19 protein-coding genes are annotated in these 20643 nt (G+C 70.1%); 9 read left to right on the top strand and 10 right to left on the bottom strand.

The genetic code is table 11. From position 1 onward, the window contains the following. The first annotated feature begins 595 nt into the window (after positions 1-595). Positions 596-1276: a M23 family metallopeptidase gene (locus tag AB0M87_RS29785; protein WP_365858413.1), complete on the top strand. Its 681-nt coding sequence runs from the start codon at positions 596-598 to the stop codon at positions 1274-1276. On the opposite strand, the gene AB0M87_RS29790 is transcribed toward AB0M87_RS29785, so the two are convergent. Continuing rightward, positions 1266-1847 (bottom strand): helix-turn-helix domain-containing protein, encoded by a 582-nt coding sequence (locus AB0M87_RS29790; protein WP_365858415.1) that lies wholly within the window; start codon positions 1845-1847, stop codon positions 1266-1268. The genes AB0M87_RS29785 and AB0M87_RS29790 overlap by 11 nt on opposite strands. Before the next feature lie 132 nt (positions 1848-1979). Between AB0M87_RS29790 and AB0M87_RS29795 the strand changes: the two genes are divergently transcribed. Continuing rightward, positions 1980-3551, top strand: a complete 1572-nt coding sequence (locus tag AB0M87_RS29795) for an MDR family MFS transporter (protein ID WP_365858417.1) — start codon at positions 1980-1982, stop codon at positions 3549-3551. A 104-nt stretch (positions 3552-3655) separates the two neighbouring features. Here AB0M87_RS29795 and cseC read toward each other — a convergent pair whose 3' ends face one another. The 6 genes from cseC to AB0M87_RS29825 all read right to left on the bottom strand — a co-directional run bounded on the left by cseC (position 3656) and on the right by AB0M87_RS29825 (position 8724). Continuing rightward, positions 3656-4960, bottom strand: a complete 1305-nt coding sequence (gene cseC, locus AB0M87_RS29800; RefSeq protein ID WP_365858419.1) for a two-component system sensor histidine kinase CseC — start codon at positions 4958-4960, stop codon at positions 3656-3658. After that, entirely contained in the window at positions 4957-5652 is a 696-nt protein-coding gene (cseB, locus tag AB0M87_RS29805) for a two-component system response regulator CseB (protein ID WP_365858421.1), read from the bottom strand. Before cseB ends, cseC begins: the two co-directional genes overlap by 4 nt. Positions 5653-5678: 26 nt before the next feature. Further along, a complete protein-coding gene (locus AB0M87_RS29810; protein WP_365858423.1) occupies positions 5679-6392 on the bottom strand; it encodes a hypothetical protein in 714 nt (237 codons plus the stop codon). Further along, complete coding sequence (locus AB0M87_RS29815; protein ID WP_365858425.1) at positions 6380-6934, bottom strand: SigE family RNA polymerase sigma factor; 555 nt, start codon at positions 6932-6934, stop codon at positions 6380-6382. The genes AB0M87_RS29810 and AB0M87_RS29815 overlap by 13 nt, the downstream gene beginning before the upstream one ends. Before the next feature lie 250 nt (positions 6935-7184). Continuing rightward, on the bottom strand, positions 7185-8099 hold the full coding sequence (locus tag AB0M87_RS29820; RefSeq protein ID WP_365858427.1) for an A/G-specific adenine glycosylase: 915 nt from the start codon (positions 8097-8099) through the stop codon (positions 7185-7187). Between the two features lie 16 nt (positions 8100-8115). Further along, positions 8116-8724 (bottom strand): phosphatase PAP2 family protein, encoded by a 609-nt coding sequence (locus tag AB0M87_RS29825; RefSeq protein WP_365858429.1) that lies wholly within the window; start codon positions 8722-8724, stop codon positions 8116-8118. Between the two features lie 174 nt (positions 8725-8898). On the opposite strand from AB0M87_RS29825, the gene AB0M87_RS29830 reads away from it, so the two are divergent. After that, positions 8899-9750: a hypothetical protein gene (locus tag AB0M87_RS29830; RefSeq protein WP_365858475.1), complete on the top strand. Its 852-nt coding sequence runs from the start codon at positions 8899-8901 to the stop codon at positions 9748-9750. A 275-nt stretch (positions 9751-10025) separates the two neighbouring features. Here AB0M87_RS29830 and disA read toward each other — a convergent pair whose 3' ends face one another. Together disA and radA are read right to left on the bottom strand one after the other, a co-directional pair. After that, on the bottom strand, positions 10026-11150 hold the full coding sequence (disA, locus tag AB0M87_RS29835; RefSeq protein ID WP_365858431.1) for a DNA integrity scanning diadenylate cyclase DisA: 1125 nt from the start codon (positions 11148-11150) through the stop codon (positions 10026-10028). A 57-nt stretch (positions 11151-11207) separates the two neighbouring features. Next, complete coding sequence (radA, locus tag AB0M87_RS29840; RefSeq protein ID WP_365858433.1) at positions 11208-12608, bottom strand: DNA repair protein RadA; 1401 nt, start codon at positions 12606-12608, stop codon at positions 11208-11210. A gap of 159 nt (positions 12609-12767) precedes the next feature. Here radA and AB0M87_RS29845 point away from each other — a divergent pair, with 159 nt between their 5' ends. Beyond that, positions 12768-14534: a hypothetical protein gene (locus AB0M87_RS29845; protein ID WP_365858435.1), complete on the top strand. Its 1767-nt coding sequence runs from the start codon at positions 12768-12770 to the stop codon at positions 14532-14534. A gap of 45 nt (positions 14535-14579) precedes the next feature. Here AB0M87_RS29845 and AB0M87_RS29850 read toward each other — a convergent pair whose 3' ends face one another. Next, positions 14580-15380: a hypothetical protein gene (locus tag AB0M87_RS29850; protein WP_365858437.1), complete on the bottom strand. Its 801-nt coding sequence runs from the start codon at positions 15378-15380 to the stop codon at positions 14580-14582. A gap of 77 nt (positions 15381-15457) precedes the next feature. On the opposite strand from AB0M87_RS29850, the gene AB0M87_RS29855 reads away from it, so the two are divergent. The 5 genes from AB0M87_RS29855 (at position 15458) to AB0M87_RS29875 (ending at position 20588) form a co-directional block, all read left to right on the top strand. Further along, positions 15458-16390, top strand: coding sequence for a Ppx/GppA phosphatase family protein (locus AB0M87_RS29855; protein ID WP_365858439.1), 933 nt, complete (start codon positions 15458-15460; stop codon positions 16388-16390). Positions 16391-16413: 23 nt separating this feature from the next. Further along, positions 16414-17232 (top strand): sugar phosphate isomerase/epimerase, encoded by an 819-nt coding sequence (locus AB0M87_RS29860; RefSeq protein WP_365858441.1) that lies wholly within the window; start codon positions 16414-16416, stop codon positions 17230-17232. Then, positions 17229-17855: a TetR family transcriptional regulator gene (locus AB0M87_RS29865; RefSeq protein WP_365858443.1), complete on the top strand. Its 627-nt coding sequence runs from the start codon at positions 17229-17231 to the stop codon at positions 17853-17855. The genes AB0M87_RS29860 and AB0M87_RS29865 overlap by 4 nt, the downstream gene beginning before the upstream one ends. Before the next feature lie 329 nt (positions 17856-18184). Further along, positions 18185-20035 carry a dihydroxy-acid dehydratase gene (gene ilvD / locus AB0M87_RS29870; protein WP_365858445.1) on the top strand — a complete coding sequence of 617 codons (1851 nt, stop codon included), beginning with the start codon at positions 18185-18187 and terminating at the stop codon, positions 20033-20035. Positions 20036-20081: 46 nt separating this feature from the next. Continuing rightward, a complete protein-coding gene (locus AB0M87_RS29875) occupies positions 20082-20588 on the top strand; it encodes a hypothetical protein (protein WP_365858447.1) in 507 nt (168 codons plus the stop codon). Positions 20589-20643: the final 55 nt, after the last annotated feature.

Here is a 20643-nt window from a genome sequence, read left to right on the forward strand (position 1 = left end):
TCCCGTAGTCGACGCAGGGGAGCGGGGCGCCGCCGGTGGATGTCTCGACGTACGGCAGGGGGACGGGTCCTTCCCGCGAGCGAGAAGCGTCCGGTGCGTACGGCTTCAGGCCGCTGCGGTCCTGCCGACGAGTCGGTTGCCTCGGAGGGAAAGAGGCCGGCGCCTCCGAGGAAGAGGTGCTGCGCGCGCCCGACCCGGCCTTGCCGCGCCCGGCGGCCGTACGTCCCGAAACGGACAGGCGAAGGACCCCCGCCGGTGACAAGGCCCACAGGGGTTTTGGGGACTACTACCGGGCATAGGAAACCGGCTCTGCACTGCGCAGGGCCTTCCGCACAGGGATGGCCGGGACTTTGGACCCTATGGGGGTAATCCCCCCGTTTGGCGCTGCTTCCTGGCCTTCAACTGCGGCTAAACATCACCGGGCAGATCGGTTCGGATGGTTTCGAACTCTGCCAAGAGGCGTATTTCCCCAGGCATCGCTACGACGCAATGTCGTAGATGGGCGTTTTGGGGGTTAGGTGCCGACCGGGTTACCAATGTGTGGTCAGCCCGGCCTGTACGGCTGGGTCCTCTTATGTCCGGAGTTGTTGCACGTATGCAGAAGCACACCACGTCCCGCCTGTCCCGCCGCTTCCCGCTTCGTACTCGCGCTGCGGTCCTGACCGCCGGGTTCGGAGTCTCGGTCGCGATGGGCGCCGGGGTTGCGGTTGCTGCCGACGCACACCAGGCCTCCGTTGTAGCGGGGACCTCGTCCGTCGCAAGCGCAGTGAGCAAGCAGGCCAGCGCCCAGGGCAAGGCCGCCGACCACGCGGCGAAGGCCGCCGCGACGGCCAAGGCGAAGGCCGCGAAGGCCGCCAACGCCTGGGTCGCGCCGCTCGACCACATAGTGATCGGCGAGCCGTTCGGCGAGGCCGGCCACATGTGGTCCCACAAGCACTCGGGCCAGGACTTCATCTGCGGCACCGGCACCTCGGTGAAGGCGGTGCACAAGGGCACCGTCGTGAAGGCCGGCCCCAACGGCGGCGGTGACGGTCCCGCGTACGGCAACGCGATCGTGATCGAGCACAACGGCCACACGTACTCGCAGTACGCGCACCTCTCGGAGATCGACGTGCACGTCGGCCAGACGGTGAAGACCGGCCAGGTCATCGCCAAGTCGGGCGCCACCGGCAACGTGACCGGGCCGCACCTGCACTTCGAGATCCGCACCACGCCGAACTATGGTTCCGGCTACAACCCGATGCCCTTCCTGAAGGCGCACCACGTCACCCTGTGACGGAATCCCTGACCGCGTCCAGATGGGCCTGAGTCATCAGCTCGGTGGCGACCTCGAGAACAGCCTTGCGCTTTTCTCCGGGGTCGCCTTCGACGTCTCTCAGGGCGAAGTTCCCCGCATGCATGGTGAACAGCGCGGAGAAGCAGCGGACCTGGTCGGCCATGGACGCGTCGGGGGCTCTGACCAGGTCGAGCAGGAGCAGCATCCGGTCCTTGAAATTCTCCCCGACGCTCAGCTCACGTACCGTCCCCTGGTTCTCCTGCATGAAGCGGAAGAGCGGCTCGGAGCCGCTGAGCGCATCGCTGTAGCGGCGCAGGACCTCCTTCTTCGTCTCCAGGGTGCGCGGCTGCGTCTGACCCCAGGCGATCACCTCGTCGATCGGCGCCGAGAGGTCCTTGAAGAGGCTGATCAGGATGTCTTCCTTGGTCTTGAAGTGGTAGTACAGCGCCGCCTTCGTGACCTCGAGCCGTTCCGCGATCTCCCGCAGCGACGTCTTCTCGTATCCCTGCTCGACGAAGAGCTCCAGCGCCACGTCCTGGATGCGCTGGCGGGTGTTGCCTCTGGTGCCCATGGTGCTCTCCCGAGAGAAACTTGCTTGACGCCCGGCTAGTTACAGCCTACCTTTCTTCAGTGTAGTCAACTAGCCGGGCGTCAAGTAAGTACAGGGTGGGCGTCGGGTAAGTGCAAGGGGAGTGTGGGGAACGTGTCGGAGACCGGAGAAGTGGCGCAGGCCGCGGCGGGGGCGAAGGCCGAGCCACAGCCACGCAGCGTTCGAGTGGTGCTGTTCGCGCTGATGATCGCGATGTTGCTCGCGATGCTCGACAACATGATCGTCAACACCGCGATGCCGACCATCGTCGGCGAACTCGGCGGACTGGAACATCTGTCCTGGGTGGTGACCGCGTACACGCTGGCGACCGCCGCCTCGACCCCGATCTGGGGCAAGGTCGGTGACATGTACGGGCGCAAGGGCGCCTTCCTCACCTCCATCGTGATCTTCCTGATCGGCTCCGCGCTGAGCGGTATGGCGCAGGACATGGGCCAGCTGATCGGCTTCCGCGCCATCCAGGGTCTGGGTGCGGGTGGTCTGATGGTCGGTGTCATGGCGATCATCGGCGACCTGATCCCGCCGCGTGAGCGCGGCAAGTACCAGGGCATGATGGCCGGCGTCATGGCGGTCGCGATGATCGGCGGGCCGCTGGTCGGCGGCGCCATCACCGACCACCTCGGCTGGCGCTGGACCTTCTACATCAACCTGCCGCTGGGCGCGGTCGCCCTCGCGATGGTCACCACCGTGCTGCACCTGCCGAAGAAGCGGGCGCGTGGCCGGATCGACTATCTGGGCACCGCTCTGCTCACCGTGGGCATCATCTCGATCGTCCTGGTCACCACCTGGGGCGGCACGCAGTACGACTGGACGTCGGCGATCGTCCTGGAGCTGATCTTCGTCGGCGTCGCCTCGCTGATCGGCTTCGTCTTCTGGGAGACCAAGGCGGCCGAGCCCATCGTGCCGCTGCACATCTTCCGCAGCCGGAACTTCACGCTGATGTCGATCATCGGCTTCCTGACCGGCTTCGTGATGTTCGGCGCGATGCTCTTCCTGCCGCTGTTCCAGCAGTCGGTGCAGGGCGCGTCCGCGACCAACTCCGGTCTGCTGCTCATGCCGATGCTGCTGGCGATGATGGCCGTCTCACTGGTTGCCGGCCGGGTCACCACCACCACCGGCAAGTACAAGGCCTTCCCGATCATGGGTGGCGCGCTGATGGTCGTCGGCCTCTACCTGCTGTCGACGATGGACGTGCACACCACGCGGTTGATGACCGGCGTGTACATGGCCGTGGTCGGCGCCGGTATGGGCTTCCTGATGCAGATCACCATGCTGGTCGCCCAGAACAGCGTCGAGATGAAGGACATGGGCGTCGCCTCCTCGTCGACGACCCTCTTCCGTACCCTTGGCTCCTCCTTCGGTGTTTCGATCATGGGGGCGCTCTTCACCAGCAAGGTGCAGGACGAGATGGCCCAGCGGATGGGCAAGGGCGTATCGCTGCCCTCGGCGCAGCTGGACGCGGCGAGCCTGGCCAAGCTGCCGGAGAAGGTCAAGGACGCCTACCAGTACGCGGTGGCCGCCGGCACGCACGGCGGATTCCTGCTGGGAGCGGTGGCCGGTCTGGCCGTCATCGTGGCCGCGGTCTTCGTCAAGGAGGTGGCGCTGCGGGGCGGCAGCGCACCGACTGCCTCGGCGCAGGACGAGACGAAGACGGTCGAGACCGTCTGATCCGTCTGGTCCTTTCGGCCGCACAGAGGCCCAGGACGCGTGTGAGCCCCCCGGCATCAGGTTGCCGGGGGGCTCGGCTTCATCCCGTGGGGGCGGCCCGCCGCCTACGACGGCCGGGTCAGCGCCGGATAGCTGCCGGTGTTGGTGGGGGCGTGCTCCGGGAGCCAGAGGACCGCGATGGCCCCACCGGTTTCCCTGGCCCCCTCGGGAGCCGCGTTGCGGAAGGTCAGCCGGGCGCCGAGGACCCGTGCCTGGCCGGTGGCGATGGTCAGGCCCAGGCCGTGGCCGACGCCCGCCCGGTCGCTGCTGCCGGTACGGAAACGGCTCGGGCCCTCACGGAGCAGTGCGTCGGGGAAGCCCGGACCGTGGTCGCGCACCCGTACCACCCGGCCCTCGACGGTGACCTCCACCGGGGTGCCACCGTGCTTCGCGGCATTGCCCAGCAGATTCCCGATGATCCGTTCCAGGCGTCGCGGGTCGGTGTTGACCCATGACTCGTGCACCACCCGTACCTTCGCGTCCGGGGACATGATCGTCACGCGCCGGGCGACGAACTCGCCCAGCGCGATCTCCTGCAGCTCGGCCCGTTCCGACGCACTGTCCAGCCGGGCCACCTCCAGTACGTCCTCGACCAGGGTCCGCAGCGCCTGAGCCCGGTTGCGTACCAGCTCGGTGGGACGGCCGGGAGGCAGCAGTTCGGCCGCCGTGAGCAGGCCGGTCACCGGCGTGCGCAGCTCGTGCGCGATGTCCGCGGTGACCCGCCGCTCGGCCTCGACGCGTTCCTGCAGGGTGTCCGTCATCGCGTCGACCGCACGGGCCAGCTCGTCGGTCTCGTCGCGCACCACCCCGCCGATGGCCTTCCTGACCCGGACATCGGTCTCCCCCTGGGCGACCTTGGTGGCGGCGGCCGCCGCCTTGCGCAGCCGCCGGGAGAGCTGGCCGCCGATCAGCACCCCCAGCGCGCTGCCGCCGAGCACCACCGAGACCGAGCCGATGATCAGCGCCCGGTCGAGGTCCTGCATCACGGAGGCGCTGCTGGTGTAGCGGCTGTGCAGGGACAACACGTCGCCGTTGGGCAGCGGAGCAGCCGCCCAGACGTCGGGCACCTCGCTGCCGTGCTCGACGACCAGGGTGGAGATCCGGTTCTGCGCGGCCCGGTGGCGCAGTTCCCTGGGCAGCGACGGGTCGTTGATCTTGGAGCCGAACTGTGGCTGCTGCTTCTTCGCGTCGAAGAACCGGAGAGCGTAGCCCAGTCGCGCGACCTGGGTGTCCCGGGCGTTGTCCAGCATCGAGACCCGCGCCGAGTTGTGCACGACCAGACTCAGCGCGATCGCGATCAGCGCGCCGACCGCGGCGATCGCGATGCTGATCTTCCAGCGGACCCCGGTGCGCAGGGCGAGTCGTTTCATGCCTTGAGCTTGTAACCGAAGCCGCGGACCGTTTCGATCCTGTCCTGGCCGATCTTGGTGCGCAGCCGCTGCACATGGACGTCCACCACCCGGGTGTCACCGCCCCAGCCGTAGTCCCAGACCCGTTCGAGGAGCTTGTCGCGGGAGAGCACCGTGCCGGGTGCCGTCGAGAATTCCAGCAGCAGCCGCATCTCCGTCGGGGTCAGCGCCACGTGCTCGCCGCCGCGGTGCACCTCCATGCCCTCCGTGTCGACCTCGATGTCGCCGAAGGCGAGTATCCCGCGCTCCGTCGGCTCCCCGCCGCCGGCGGAGCCGCCGCCCGCGTGTCCGAAGCGGCGCAGCACCGCACGGATCCGGGCCACCAGCACCGCACCGTCGAAGGGCTTGGTCACGTAGTCGTCGGCGCCGGCCTCCAGGCCCAGCACAACGTCGATCGAATCGGCGCGCGCCGAAAGCATGATCACCGGGACGGTCGACTCGTCCCGGATCCGGCGGCACAGGGAAACCCCGTCCAGGCCCGGCAGCATCACGTCGAGCAGTGCGATGTCCGGCTGGTTCGTACGGAACGCCTCCAGACCGGAAAGTCCGTCGGGCACCGCGGTGACGCGGAAACCGTCCCGCTCCAGTGCGAGCTGAGTCGCCTCGCGGATCACGTCGTCGTCCTCGACGAAGAGGACATGTGTCTCGGCCATCCGCCTGCTCTCTCGGTTGCTCGGGCTCAGTTGCTCGAGGGTGCGGCCGTCGGGGCGACATCCGAGGCACCGTCGCCGTCCCCGACCGCCTTGCTGAAGTCGGTGTGTACGGAGTCGCTCTCGGTGAACTTGTTGTTCGACCAGTGGTACGTGATCACGTCCTCACTGGAGGCGTAGGACACCGAGTCGCCCTTCTCGTACTGCTGCTTGGTGACGACGAGATCCCCCCGGTCGATCTCGGAATAGACCGGGGCCGCCTCGGCGGCGAAGACGTTCTTGTACGTGTTGTTCTGCTCGCTGTAGACATACGTCGCCACGCCCACCGCGTCCTGGCAGGTCATCACGTTCACCAGGACGTCGGGGGTGTCGCTGCCGGTGAGATGGCCGTACGAGACGTCGACCGGGTAATCGTGTCCGGAACACGGCTTCAGATCGCGCTTGACCGCCGCGCTGACCTTCGGGTCCTGCCTGAGCAGTTGCGGAGCGTCCACCCGACCGCCGGGCTTGGTGGCCGGGGAGGTGCCGGAGTCCGGGCTGGGAGTGCCCGTGCCGACTGCGGGCAGCGAGCGGGCCGCGCCCTCGTCCCGCGGTCCCGTCCCGCCCGTGTCGCAGCCGGCGACGAACAGCCCGATGGCGGCGAGCCCGGCCATCGCCGTGGTACCCGCCGCCAGTGTCCCGCCGCCGAAGAGACGCCGACCGCCGTTCGTTTCCCTGCCCGTGCTGTTCTTCAGGCCGCGCACCGCTCCCGCCCCATCTCTTCACGTTCCCCACGGATCAACGCCCCGGCGTCGATCTCGCGGCTCTCCAGCTCCTGCCGGAGCCGTGCCAGCGCCCGGTGCAGCGTGCTCTTCACCGTACCGGCCGACATCCCGAGCGCCGCGGCGGTCTCCTCGGTGCTCATCTGCTCCCAGTGTCGCAGCACGACCACACTGCGCTGCTTGGGCGCGAGAACCTTCAGGATGTCCATCAGCAGCGCCCGGTCGGCGTGCTGCTCGGTACCGTCATCGACGGACGCGTCGGGGAGCTGCTCGGTGGGCACTTCCTCCAGCTTGCGGGCGCGCCACCACTCGGTACGCGTGTTGATCATGACCCGACGAAGATAGGCGTCGGCCAGGCTCTTGTCGGCGATGCCCTCCCAGCGGCGGTAGGTGCGGGCCAGGGCGGTCTGCAGCAGGTCCTGTGCGTCGACGGGGTCCGGCACCAGCCGGCGCGCACTGCGCAGCAGAGCGTCCTGCCTGGTGCGTACGTACTCCTCGAATTCCAGCACCTCACCGTGCGCCATACCCAACCGCCTCCGTCATCCCCGTTGTTCACGCTGTTCCGTGGTCTGTCCATGAAGCTACGGAGGCGTTGTCACGGAGCTGTGCGCGCCAGCCGTCGGCCGATGCACGGCTGTCCATCGGTTGTGTAACGACGGCGACGGAGGCGTACGAACGGCGCATAGCGGACGGAGCGGATCGGATCAGGCGGTCGGACAGGGCGGATCGGACAGGGCGGATCGGACAGGGCGGTCGCTCGTGCGGTGGTCCGGGTCAGCCGAGCGGAAGCCGGTACATCCCGTCCGCCAACGGCTCGACGAGGCCGTCGGCCACCAGACCGTCCAGCGCCCTGGCCCGCTGCACCGGCTCGTGCCACACCGCGTCGAGAACGGACTGGGACACGGGCCCCACCCTCTCCCGCAGCACGGCGAGCAGCTTGCCGCGTACCTGACGGTCCGTGCCGGCGTAGGTCTGGCCGCGGCGCACCGGCCCCGCATGAGCAGGTTTGCCGGCGAGCCGCCAGGCACACTGCCCGGCGACGGGACAGCGCGCGCAGTCCGGGCTCTTCGCCGTGCAGACCAGCGCGCCCAGTTCCATCGAGGCGGCGGCCCAGCGGGCCGCCGTGGCGGCGTCGTCGGGCAGCAGCGCACGGGCAAGCCGGCGCTCGGCGGCGGTGGTGGCGTTCGGCGGGTACTCGACGCCGCTGACCGCACGGGCGAAGACCCGCCGGACATTGGTGTCCAGAACGGCGTACCGCTGCCCGTGCGCGAAGGAGGCCACGGCGGCCGCCGTGTACTCACCGATCCCGGGCAGCGAGATCAGCTGCGCGTGGTCGGTCGGCACATCACCCCCGTGCCGCTCCGTTATGGCCTGCGCCGCACCGTGCAGTCGCAGCGCACGGCGCGGATAGCCGAGCCGGCCCCAGGCGCGGACGGCCTCTCCGGGGGCCTCGGCGGCCAGGTCGGCGGGGCGGGGCCAGCGGGCCAGCCACTGTTCGTACACCGGGAGCACCCGGCTGACCGGGGTCTGCTGCAGCATGAACTCGCTGACCATCACCCCCCAGGCACCCGCCTCCGGCCGGCGCCAGGGCAGATCGCGGGCGTGGTCGGCGAACCAGCTGATGACGGGGGAGTGCAGCGCGGTCGCGGTGGCGGAGTCGATGGATGCGTTCTCAGTCGTTGAAGTCATGGCACCACCGATACTCTCAGCTCGCGGTCCCAGGCCCGGCGAACCAGGCCGCCACGCGGACGTCACAGGACCGGACCTTCTCCACCAGCCCCCGCATCGGCCGGGTCAGCGCCTCGATGACCAGCAGCGCGATCAGCGCGCCGAGGATCAGGCCCACGAGCACGTCATGCGGATAGTGCACCCCGACGAACACCCGGGAGAACGCCATCAGCAGTGCCACCGGCACGGTGAGCCAGACCAGCCGCATCACCGCCATCGCCAGACCGACGGCGGCAGCCGCCGCGATGATCGAGTGGTTACTGGGGAACGACCAGTCGCCGTGCGCCGGACAGTCGATGAGCGGCGGCATCGCGCCGGAGACCGCCCGGCAAGGACGTTCCTCGTGGATCACCGACTTCAGCACTTCACTGATGACGTATGCGACGGCTGTCCCCAGCGGGGCGATCAGCGCCAGGGCCATCGCCTGGGCCGAGGCCGTACGTGCCCGCCACCACACCACGACGAACAGGACGCCGAAGAGCAGCAGCCCCACTTCCGTCCAGAGCTCCATCAGCTGTTGCAGCCAGGCGGGGGTGGAGTGGGCGAATTCGACGATGTTTCGGTAGAGCGCGGAAGAACTGTCCATGGTGACGGTCAGTATGGATCATCCCGCAACAGGCGCCACGGGCGGTCACCGATGACGCTCATCACGCGACGGCGAGCCCCGTTCCGGAATGATGATCCGTAAAAGTTGTATGGACGGCGGCGGGTGGAGCCTGAGTTGGCTCTGATCTCTCGTACAGTTTGCGCCGTGGGATCTATGCGCAATCCGGTCGGGCCGCTTCCCTCCTCCATCTACTGGCGTCGGAGGGCAGTAGCGGCGAGCCTGGTTGCGCTGCTCGCCCTGCTGGTGGTGTGGATCGTCACCTCGGGTGGCGGCGGAAAACACGGCAGTTCCAGTTCCGGATCCAAGGGCTCCGGCCCCACATCAGCGATCACTCCCGGCCCCTCCGGCTCGGGCCCCGCGATCAGCCAGGCCCCCGGCGGACGCGACACATCGAGCACGTCCGGCGGCTCGGGCGGATCCGCTGACACGGGCGGTTCGGACGGTGCCGGCGGGTCGGACGGGACCGGGGACGGTTCGGGCAGCGGCACCGGTACGGACGCCGGTGGCACCTCCACCGCGGGCACCGCGGCCGGTGGCACCGCCGGTTCGGGCACCGAGGGCACGGGCACCGATGCCGGACAGCGGGTCAGCGCCGGATCCGCTCTTCCCGACTGCACTGCCGGATCTCTCCAGTTGACCCTGCGCAACGCCAAGAACAGCTACGCGCCGGGCGAAAAGCCCAAGTTCGACCTGATCGTCAAGAACACCGCTGCGAGCGGCTGCAAGGTGGACTTCGGCCCGAAGGGGACCGTGGTGACCATCACCTCCGCCGACAGCGACAAGGCGGTCTGGTCCTCGAAGGACTGCCCCAAGGACGGTGCGGCCCAGCTCTTCCAGGTCCCGGCGAACACGTCCGTCATGCATCCGCTGGTGTGGGACCGGAGGACGTCTTCGCCCACGTGCGGGGCGGCCACGAAGGCGGCGGGGGCCGGGACGTATCTGGTGGAGGTCAAGGTGCCGGGTATGCCCGTGAAGCAGACGTCCATCGTCCTGGCCAAGGACTGACGCCGGCGGCGGGGCCTTTTCCCCTCCCCGCCCCTTCCCGAACCGGGGGGCGCTGCCCCCCGGGCCCCCCGGTCCTCAAACTCCCCCAGCTACCTCTTCCGGACTCCGTCCGGGGGGACCCCCCGGAGGCGCCCCCAGGACTGGCTGGAGTTAGCTGAGCTGTCTGAATAGCGCTGAGCTGTGCAGCTGACGCAGGCCAAATTCAAGCCCCTCCGGCGCTCGAGGAGCGGGGTCCCGGGCGGAGAGCCCCCGCAGGCAGGGAAACCCCCGGCCCCCTAGACGTACCGCTCCAGAATGGAGGACTCCGCCAACCGCGAGAGCCCCTCCCGCACACTCCGGGCCCGAGCCTCCCCCACCCCATCCACCGTCTGCAGGTCATCCACGCTCGCGGCGAGCAACTTCTGCAACCCCCCGAAGTGCTCGACGAGCCGCTCGATGATCGCCCCGGGCAGCCGCGGCACCTTCGCCAGCAACCGGTACCCTCGCGGCGACACCGCCGAATCAAGGGTCTCCGGGGAGCCGCTGTAACCCAAGGCCCGGGCCACGACCGGAAGTTCGAGAAGTTCGGTGTGACTGAGCGTGTTGAGGTCGACCAGCGCCTCGGCAACCGTGCGGGACCGCTTCGCCGTCGGTTCCGGTACGTAGTCGCGGACCACCAGCTCCCGCTCGGGCTCGACCCCGGCGATCAACTCGTCGAGCTGGAGGGAGAGAAGACGGCCGTCGGTGCCCAGCTCCACCACGTATTCGGCGATCTCCGTGGCGATCCTCCGCACCATTTCCAGGCGCTGCGCCACCGCGGTGACATCGCGGACCGTCACCAGATCCTCGATCTCGAGCGCGGAGAGCGTGCCGGCCACCTCGTCGAGGCGGAGCTTGTACCGCTCCAGGGTGGCGAGGGCCTGGTTCGCACGGGACAGGATCGCCGCCGACTCCTCCAGGACCCGGCGCTCCCCGTGGACATAGAGCGCGATCAGATGCATCGACTGCGAGACGGAGACCACCGGGAAACCGCACTGCTTGGAGACCCGGTCCGCGGTGCGGTGGCGGGTGCCCGTCTCCTCCGTGGGGATGGAGGCATCGGGGACCAGCTGGACTCCGGCCCGCAGGATCTTGCCGATGTCCTTGTCCAGGATGAGTGCGCCGTCGAGTTTGCACAGCTCGCGCAGGCGGGTGGCGGCGAACTCCACGTCCATCACGAAACCGCCGGTGCACATCGACTCGACGGTCTTGTCCATGCCGAGCACGATCAGCCCGCCGGTGTTGCCCCGCAGGACCCGCTCGAGGCCGTCGCGCAGCGCCGTACCGGGCGCGACGGCGCTCAGCGTGGCGCGCATCAGCGCTTCGTTTCCGGAGGAGCTCCCGCCGGACTTCCCGGGTGCCGCTCGGTCATTGGCTGCCACTGCACTCCTCGGGCTTGTACGGACAGGCGAGACCAGGGCAAAAGTCTACCGGCGCCGTTACTCCTCCCGAGGTGCCTGGGTCCTCGACCGGCGCGGAAGGACCCGTAGCGCGTCTCCCATGTCGCCGACCTCGATGACGTTCATACCGGCCGGGACCTTCCCCGGATCGGTCGGGACGAGGGCGTGGGTGAAGCCCAGCCGGTGCGCCTCGGCCAGTCTGCGCTGCACTCCGGTGACCCGCCGGACCTCGCCGGCCAGCCCCACTTCGCCGATCGCGACCAGATTCTTCGGCAGTGGCACATCGCTCGCCGCGGACGCCAGCGCCAGCGCGACGGCCAGGTCGGCGGCCGGTTCGGTGAGCTTCACCCCGCCGACGGTCGCGGTGTAGATGTCGCGCTTGCCGAGCGCGCTGATCCGGCCGCGCTGTTCCAGCACGGCGAGCATCATCGAGACCCGCGAGGTCTCCAGGCCCGAAGTGGTGCGCCTGGGGGAGGGGATCTGTGAGTCGACGGTGAGCGCCTGGACCTCGGCGACCAACGGGCGTTTGCCCTCCAGGGTGACTGTCAGGCAGGTGCCGGGAACCGGTTCGTCACGGCGGGTCAGGAACAGCCCGCTCGGGTCGGCGAGGCCGGTGATGCCCTCGTCGTGCAGTTCGAAGCAGCCGACCTCGTCGGTCGCGCCGTACCGGTTCTTGACGCCGCGGACGAGTCTCAGCCGGGCGTGCCGGTCACCCTCGAAGGACAGCACGACATCCACCAGGTGTTCCAGCAGCCGGGGGCCCGCGATGGCTCCGTCCTTGGTCACATGGCCGACCAGCAGGGTGGACATACCGCGCTCCTTGGAAGCACGGATCAGCGCACCGGCCACCTCGCGCACCTGCGCCATGCCACCCGGCGCACCGTCGAGCTCGGGCGACGCGACGGTCTGTACGGAGTCCAGGACCAGCAGGGAGGGCTTGACGGCGTCGAGGTGGCCGAGCACCGCGGAGAGGTCGGTCTCGGCGGCCAGGAACAGATGGTCGTTGATCGCGTGGATCCGGTCGGCGCGGAGTCGGACCTGGCTGGCGGACTCCTCGGCCGTCACGTAGAGGGTGCGGTGGCTGTCGCTCGCGGCCTTGGCCGCGACATCGAGCAGCAGGGTCGACTTGCCGACGCCGGGTTCTCCGGCCAGCAGCACCACGGCGCCGGGCACCAGGCCACCGCCGAGCACCCGGTCCAGCTCGTCGACGCCGGTCGCGCGGGCGGTCGCCGTCCGGCTGTCGACCTGACCGATGGGCAGAGCCGCCGCGCTGACCCGGCCTGCCGCGGTGGTCCGCACCGCGGGGGCGCCACCGAACTCCTCGACGGTGCCCCAGGTCTGGCACTCGGGGCAGCGGCCCAACCACTTGGCGGTCGTCCAGCCGCATTCGGTGCAGCGGTAGGACGGCCGATCTTTGACGGTTTTCGCACGGGTGGCCATGACGCCACCGTAACGGCCGGGTCCGACAGCCCGGCCGACTGCTGCGGCATCCGCGGAATTTCGGATTCCTGTCCCCTTTCGAGGGATACGTTCACCCGTAAGGATTAAATGCCCTGGAGACGTGCTAGGAGGCGGCTGCTCCCGGCCTACCGTCGCCAGGTGACGAGCAGCAGGCTGGAGAATCCCACGCACACCACCGGCACACACCGGGCGCAGCGGCACCTGTCCCGTCCGGCGGGGCAGCGGCCGCCGGCCCGGTACGAGGCATATCTGGACGGACTTTTCACCTACTGTCTTTCGGTCCTCTGCGACCACGAGGCGGCGACCGCGGTCCTCGGCAATGTGCTGTCCGTCTCCGAGCGGCAGTTCAGCCGTTGCCCCTCCGACGAACCGGGACGCCGAGCCTGGCTGTACGCACTCGCCCGCTGGGCCTGCCTGCGCAAGCTCGCCGAGCAGAAGCGGCTGCGTCCGGGCGCGCACACCGGCCGCGCTCCCGCCAAGCCCTCTCCCGCTGAGCCCTCCCCGGCCCAGCCCGGCTCCCCGGCCCAGGCCGGCTCTCCCGCCCAGCCCCCATCCGGCGCGGCCACCGAGCGGCAGCGCCGGGACCTCGCCGCCCTGGCCTGGCCGGAGGCCGCAGGAACCACCCCCGAGCAGCGCGAAGCACTGGAGCTGGCGGTACGCCACCAGCTCAGCCCGCGTGAAGTCGCCGCGGTGCTCGGCCTGGAGCTCGCGGCGGCCCGCACACTGCTGGCCGCGGCGGCCTGCGAGGTGGAGCGGACCAGGGCGGCACTCGCCGTCGTGGAGACCGGGAACTGCCCCGGCGCCGCCCGCCTCACCGGCGACCGCCGGATGCTGCTCTCCAGCGCACTGCGCCGTGAACTGGTCCGGCATGTCGACGACTGCCCGCGCTGCCGCAAGGTCGCCGAACGCGCCGGCGCGGCAGCTCCCTGGCCGGGATCCAGCGTCACCCCCGCCACCCCGGCGGCACTGCCGCTGGTCGCGGCGGAACGATCCGCCACGTACACCGCGATGCTGCACGCCCAGCGCGGCAGCGCCCCCCGCTTCGGCCGCGACGGCTTTCCGCTGGACCCGAAGGACCGCGCTGCCCGTCGCGACCGGCTGCGGGCCCGGGCGGTGACGACGACGGTGGTGGCCACGGTCGTCGCGGCCCCGGTGCTCGCCCTCTGGGCCGCGTACCGTCATGCCCCCGCCACCGGCGAGGGACACGGCGGCTCGGTCACCACCAACGAGGCCGAAGGACCGGGCGGCGCGCGCACCGGCGCGTACGACCACTATGAGAACGCGGGCAACGCCCGCACCGACCACACGCCCTTCACCGGCGGCGGCAGTTCGTCACCCGACGTGTCCGTCGAGGTCATCAGCCCGAGTACCGGCGCGAAGAAGTCACCCGCGGGCGAACCGCTCGCCGCGGGTTCGCTCACCGTCGAGGCCCGTTCGTCCGGCGGGCGTACCACGATCACCCTGACATCGGGGGGAGACCGGCCGGTCGCCTGGTCCGCCTGGCGGACCGCACCCTGGGTCCACCTCAGCAGTACGAGCGGAACCCTGCAGCCGGGCCGGTCGGTGACCCTCCACGTCTATGTCGACCACCGCAACGAACCGAACGGCGCCTGGTCGGCCCGGATCGGCATCAACCCCGCGGGCGCCGTGGTCTCGCTGCAGGGATACGGCCACCACGACAGAAGCGGCGGGCACGGGGGCCACGGCCACCATCGCCGTCCGACGCCGACGGATCAGCCGCCGACCACCGGCCCGGCAGCACCCCCCGGTGACCCGACACCGGGCGATCCGTCGCCGGGCGACCCGACACCTCCCCCGTCGGACCCCACGCCCACCCCGACCCCGCCGTCGGACCCGCCGACATCGCCGCCCTCCTCGGAGACGAATTCCTCACCCACCGGGTGACGGCCCCCGGGTACCGACGCGCACCAGGTCGTACGGTCCGACCGATCAGGCCGGGTCCGCCGGATGCGGAGCCATCGGCAGCAGCGAGGCGAGCCGCGCCTCGCACAGCTCGACCAGACGGTCGTACGCCGCCTTGCCCATCAGCTCGGTCAACTCCGGCCGGTACGACACATAGACCGGCTCCCCGGCCCCGTGCGCGGACGTCGCCGAGGTGCACCACCAGTGCAGGTCGTGTCCGCCGGGGCCCCAGCCACGCCGGTCGTACTCGCCGATCGAGATCTGCAGCACCCGCGAGTCGTCCGGCCGGTCGATCCAGTCGTACGTCCGGCGCACCGGCAGCTGCCAGCAGACATCGGGCTTGGTCTCCAGCGGTTCCTTGCCCTCCTTGAGCGCCAGGATGTGCAGCGCGCACCCGACGCCACCGGCGAATCCGGGCCGGTTCTGGAAGATGCACGACCCGTCCCAGCGCCGGGTCTGCCGCTCGTCGTCCTCGTCGACCTGCACCCAGCCCGAATCCGTGCCGACCTCGTGGAACTGCCAGAGGTCCGGCGTGAGACGCGCCACCTGACCGGCCACCCGCTGCTCGTCGTCCTCGTCGGAGAAGTGCGCCCCCAGCGTGCAGCAGCCGTCGTCGGCGCGCCCCGCCTGGATCCCCTGGCAGCCGCTGCCGAAGATGCAGCTCCACCGGGAGGTGAGCCAGGTCAGGTCGCAGCGGAAGATCTGTTCGTCGTCGGCGGGGTCCGGGAACTCGACCCAGGCACGGGCGAAGTCCAGAGCCTGCTCGTCATTCGGCGGCTTCGGCTGCTTCGCGGGTTTGCCCGGCTTCGCCTTTTTCGTCTTTGGCACAGCTCCAGCGTACGGGCGCGGACCTCCGGATCGGCCGGACGACCACCCACTCGCCCATCCGCAGTAGCGTTCCGCGTATGAGACTCGGAGTCCTCGACGTGGGTTCGAACACGGTGCACCTGCTGGTGGTCGACGCCCACCCCGGCGCCCGCCCGCTGCCCGCCCACTCGCACAAGGCGGCACTGCGCCTCGCCGAACTGCTCGACGACCAGGGCGCGATCGGTACCGAGGGCATCGACCGGCTGGTCACCACCATCAACGAAGCGCTGCAGGCCGCCGAGGACAAGGGCGCCGAGAACGTCCTGTCCTTCGCGACCTCCGCGGTGCGCGAGGCCAGCAACGCCGACCAGGTGCTGACCCGGGTCCGCGACGAGACCGGCGTCGACCTCCAGGTGCTCTCCGGTGAGGACGAGGCACGGCTGACCTTCCTGGCGGCCCGCCGCTGGTTCGGCTGGTCGGCGGGGAGGGTCCTGCTGCTCGACATCGGCGGCGGCTCACTGGAGATCGCGTACGGCATCGACGAGCAGCCGGACGCCGCGGTGTCGCTGCCGCTCGGCGCAGGCCGGCTCACCAACGCCTGGCTGCCCGGCGACCCGCCCGCCCCGCAGGACATCAGGGCGCTGCGCCGCCATGTCCGCGCGGAGATCGCCCGTACCGTCGGGGAGTTCACCCGGTTCGGCAAACCCGACCATGTGGTGGCCACCTCGAAGACCTTCAAGCAGCTGTGCAGGATCGCGGGCGCGGCACGTTCCGGCGAAGGCCCGTACGTGCCCCGCGGACTGAGTCGTAGGTCACTTGAGGAGTGGGTCCCCAAGCTCGGTGCGATGACCGCGGCCGAACGGGCCGGACTGCCCGGCGTCTCCGAGGAACGCGCACCGCAACTGCTGGCAGGAGCGCTGGTCGCGGAGGGTGCGATGGATCTGTTCGGCGTCGAGGAGCTGGAAGTCTGCCCCTGGGCACTGCGCGAGGGCGTCATCCTGCGCCGCCTCGACCATCTCCCTGCCCGGTAGCCGTGCCCCGTACGCTGTCTCCCGTGGCAGAACCAGTGGTGCGCATCCCGGATGCGAAGGTCGCACTGTCCACGGCATCCGTGTACCCGGAGTCGACGGCGACGGCCTTCGAGATCGCCGCGCGCCTCGGCTATGACGGGGTCGAGGTGATGGTGTGGACGGATCCCGTCAGCCAGGACATCGAAGCCCTGCGCGGGCTCTCCGATTACCACCAGGTGCCGATCCTCGCGGTGCACGCCCCCTGTCTGCTGATCACCCAGCGGGTGTGGTCGACCGACCCGTGGGTCAAACTCCAGCGGGCCCGCGCCGCCGCTGAGAAACTCGGCGCCTCCACGGTGGTCGTGCACCCGCCCTTCCGCTGGCAACGGAACTACGCCAGTGACTTCGTGCACGGGATCTGGCGGATGGCCGAAGAGACCGACGTGCGTTTCGCGGTCGAGAACATGTACCCCTGGCGCTACCGCGACCGCGAGATGCTGGCGTACGCCCCCAGCTGGGACGTCACCGACGACGACTACCGCCACTTCACGGTCGACCTCTCGCACACCGCGACCGCCCGCACCGACGCGATGGCGATGATCGACCGGATGGGCGCCCGGCTGGCCCATGTCCACCTGGCCGACGGCCGCGGCTCCGGCAAGGACGAACACCTGGTGCCCGGCCGTGGCACCCAGCCCTGCGCCGAACTGCTCGAACGGCTCGCGGCCGGCGGCTTCGACGGCCATGTCGTCATCGAGGTCAACACCCGCCGCGCCATGTCCGCCGCCGAACGCGAAGCCGACCTGGCCGAGGCGCTCGCCTTCGCGCGCCTCCACCTCGCCAGCCGGGTCCACCGTCCATGACCGACCCCACCCCGGCGCCGCCCCGCCGCCGCAGAGGCCGCCCGCCCCGCGACCCGGCCGCCGAGGGCCCCGGAGCACGTGAACGCATCCTGGAGTCGGCCCGTACGGAGTTTTCGGAACGCGGCTACGACAAGACCTCCGTCCGCGGTATCGCCAAGGCCGCCGGCGTGGACGCGGCTCTCGTGCATCACTACTTCGGTACCAAGGACGAGGTGTTCGAGGCCGCCATCGACGTCACCATGGAGCCCGCCCAGCTGGTCCCCGCCCTGCTCGGCCCCGGCCCCGACGGCATCGGCGAACGCCTGGCCCGCTACTTCCTCGGCGTCTGGGAGAACCCGGAGTCCCGCTCCCGGCTGCTGGCGATCGTCCGCTCGGCGCTGACGCACGATGCGGCAGCCAAGGTGCTGCGTGGTTTCGTGCTGCAGCGGGTGCTGGAGCGCGTCGCCGCCGACCTGGATGTCCCGAACCCGCGGCTCCGTGCGGAGCTGGCGGCTTCGCACATGATCGGGATCGCGATGGTGAGGTATGTGCTCGAGATGGAGCCGTTGGCCACGGCGGAGGTCGAGGAGATCGTGACGATGGTGGCGCCCACGTTGCAGCGCTACCTGACGGAACCGGCGTGAGGTGTGCCCCTCCCCGCCCCTTCCCGCTGTGACATTGTGCGGCTCCGCCACGAGGGGCTCCGCCCCGGACCCCGTCCGGGGGGACCCCCAAGGAGGTGCCCCCAAGAGGGGTTGGTGAGGGCCGCTGACGGGAGCAAAATCAAGCCCGTCCGGCGTTTGAGGACAAACGGGGTCCGGGGGCGGACCCCCCCCGCAGACGGCCGGAGCCCCGCACACGAACGGTGGCCGCTGCGTGGCCACCGATCCCGCCATCCGGACACCCTCGTCCGGATCGTGGAGCACAGGCGTACCCTCGATGACAGTCCATTCTGCCTAAGGAGCGAGCGACGATGCCCGAGCTGAGGTCCCGCACAGTCACCCACGGCCGCAACATGGCGGGCGCCCGCGCCCTTATGCGGGCGTCGGGCGTAGCAAGCGCGGACATCGGCAAGCCCATCATCGCGGTGGCCAACTCGTTCACCGAGTTCGTGCCCGGGCACACCCACCTGCAGCCGGTCGGCCGGATCGTCTCGGAGGCGATCAAGGCCGCGGGCGCCGTGCCCCGCGAGTTCAACACCATCGCCGTGGACGACGGCATCGCGATGGGCCACGGCGGGATGCTCTACAGCCTCCCCTCCCGCGACCTCATCGCGGACAGCGTCGAGTACATGGTCGAGGCGCACTGCGCGGACGCGCTGATCTGCATCTCCAACTGCGACAAGATCACCCCGGGCATGCTGATGGCCGCGATGCGCCTCAACATCCCCACCGTCTTCGTCTCCGGCGGCCCGATGGAGGCCGGCAAGGCCACCCTCGTCGACGGCACGGTCCGCAAGCTCGACCTGATCAACGCGATCAGCGACGCGGTCAACGAGAGCGTCTCCGACGAGGACATCCTCCGCATCGAGGAGAACGCCTGCCCCACCTGTGGCAGCTGTTCCGGCATGTTCACCGCCAACTCGATGAACTGCCTGACCGAGGTCCTCGGCCTCTCCCTGCCGGGCAACGGCTCGACCCTCGCCACCCACACCGCCCGCAGGGCGCTGTACGAGAACGCCGGGCGCACGGTCGTCGACATCACCAAGCGCTACTACGAGCAGGGCGACGAGACCGTACTGCCCCGAGCCATCGGCACGCGCGCCGCGTTCGACAACGCCATGGCGCTCGACATCGCGATGGGCGGCTCGACCAACACGATCCTGCACCTGCTCGCCGCCGCGCAGGAAGCCGAGCTGGACTACGACCTGGACGACATCAACGCGGTCTCGCGCCGCGTCCCGTGCCTGTCCAAGGTCGCCCCGAACGTCGCCCCGGGCGGCACGTACTACATGGAGGACGTGCACCGGGCCGGTGGTATCCCCGCCATCCTCGGCGAGCTGTACCGCGGCGGGATGCTCAATGAGGACGTGCACTCCGTGCACGCCCCGACCCTCGCCGACTGGCTGAAGACCTGGGACGTGCGCGGGGGCTCCCCGTCGCCCGAGGCCGTCGAGCTGTGGCACGCCGCCCCCGGCTGCGTCCGCTCCGCCGAGGCCTTCTCGCAGTCCGAGCGCTGGGACACCCTCGACCTGGACGCGACCGGCGGCTGCATCCGCGACGCCGAGCACGCGTACTCCAAGGACGGCGGCCTGGCCGTCCTCAAGGGCAATCTCGCGGTGGACGGCTGCGTGGTGAAGACCGCAGGCGTCGACGAGTCGATCTGGACCTTCGAGGGCCCGGCCGTGGTCTGCGAGTCGCAGGAGGATGCCGTCGACAAGATCCTCCGCAAGGAGATCAAGGAAGGCGACGTCGTCGTCATCCGCTACGAGGGCCCCAAGGGGGGCCCCGGCATGCAGGAGATGCTCTACCCGACGTCCTTCCTCAAGGGCCGTGGCCTCGGCAAGGCCTGCGCCCTGGTCACCGACGGCCGCTTCTCCGGCGGCACGTCGGGCCTCTCCATCGGCCACGCCTCGCCCGAGGCGGCGTCCGGCGGCACCATCGCGCTGGTCGAGGACGGCGACCGTATCCGCATCGACATCCCCAACCGCACCATCGACCTGCTGGTCTCCGACGAGGACCTGGCCACCCGGCGTGCCGCGCTGGGCGGCGTGTACGCCCCGGCCAACCGCGAGCGCAAGGTCTCCCAGGCACTGAAGGCGTACGCGGCGATGGCGACCAGCGCCGACCGCGGCGCCGTCCGGGACGTCTCCAAGCTCGGCTGAGCGCTCGGCCGGAAGCCTGGCCGCCGGGCAGGGGATAATCGACGCTGTGAGCGAGAACAGCGAGAGCCCCACTCCCGGCGGGCCGCAGCCCGAGACCCTCCGTTTCTTCGGCACGACCTGGGTCGGCCATGACAACGGGTACGGGCTGCGGCGGGTCGGCGTCGCCTGCGGGGCGCTCGTCGTGACCGTCGCCGCGTGCCTGGTGATGCGTTTCGCCTACCAGGGCATCGAGATCGCCGACGTCGGCAGTTTCGTCTCGGTGCTCTTCGTCGCCGTCTTCGGCATCTGCAGCGCCGTGGCCTTCGTCCGCACCTGGGACGGGTTCCGCCGCCGCCCCGCAGACCCGGCGCGCGAGGAATCACTGCGCAGCCTCAAGGCGATCGGTTTCATCGGCTCGCTCCTCGCGTACTTCTTCCGTTCCCTCACCGAGGCCCCCGGGGAGCAACTGCTCCGCACCGAGTACGAGACGGCCGTCACCCAGTACGAGAAGCGCCGCGGAGCCCGGGCCGGGAACCCGGCGGCCCGCAGAAGGCCGAAGTCGAAGCGGAAGTAGCGGAAGCAGCGGAGACAGCGGAAGTAAGGCGGAGGCAAAGAATCAGTCGGGGGAC

The sequence above is a fragment of the Streptomyces sp. NPDC051320 genome, assembly GCF_040682175.1.
Classification (GTDB): domain Bacteria; phylum Actinomycetota; class Actinomycetes; order Streptomycetales; family Streptomycetaceae; genus Streptomyces.

Excerpts from the sequence above, each read along its gene's own strand:
- AB0M87_RS29830 (WP_365858475.1), top strand. The coding sequence starts at position 8,899 with ATGCGCAATCCGGTCGGGCCGCTTCCCTCCTCCATCTACTGGCGTCGG.
- cseC (WP_365858419.1), bottom strand. The coding sequence starts at position 4,960 with ATGAAACGACTCGCCCTGCGCACCGGGGTCCGCTGGAAGATCAGCATC.
- AB0M87_RS29865 (WP_365858443.1), top strand. The coding sequence starts at position 17,229 with ATGACCGACCCCACCCCGGCGCCGCCCCGCCGCCGCAGAGGCCGCCCG.
- ilvD (WP_365858445.1), top strand. The coding sequence starts at position 18,185 with ATGCCCGAGCTGAGGTCCCGCACAGTCACCCACGGCCGCAACATGGCG.
- AB0M87_RS29825 (WP_365858429.1), bottom strand. The coding sequence starts at position 8,724 with ATGGACAGTTCTTCCGCGCTCTACCGAAACATCGTCGAATTCGCCCAC.
- AB0M87_RS29815 (WP_365858425.1), bottom strand. The coding sequence starts at position 6,934 with ATGGCGCACGGTGAGGTGCTGGAATTCGAGGAGTACGTACGCACCAGG.
- cseB (WP_365858421.1), bottom strand. The coding sequence starts at position 5,652 with ATGGCCGAGACACATGTCCTCTTCGTCGAGGACGACGACGTGATCCGC.
- radA (WP_365858433.1), bottom strand. The coding sequence starts at position 12,608 with ATGGCCACCCGTGCGAAAACCGTCAAAGATCGGCCGTCCTACCGCTGC.
- AB0M87_RS29820 (WP_365858427.1), bottom strand. The coding sequence starts at position 8,099 with ATGACTTCAACGACTGAGAACGCATCCATCGACTCCGCCACCGCGACC.
- AB0M87_RS29855 (WP_365858439.1), top strand. The coding sequence starts at position 15,458 with ATGAGACTCGGAGTCCTCGACGTGGGTTCGAACACGGTGCACCTGCTG.
- AB0M87_RS29785 (WP_365858413.1), top strand. The coding sequence starts at position 596 with ATGCAGAAGCACACCACGTCCCGCCTGTCCCGCCGCTTCCCGCTTCGT.
- AB0M87_RS29790 (WP_365858415.1), bottom strand. The coding sequence starts at position 1,847 with ATGGGCACCAGAGGCAACACCCGCCAGCGCATCCAGGACGTGGCGCTG.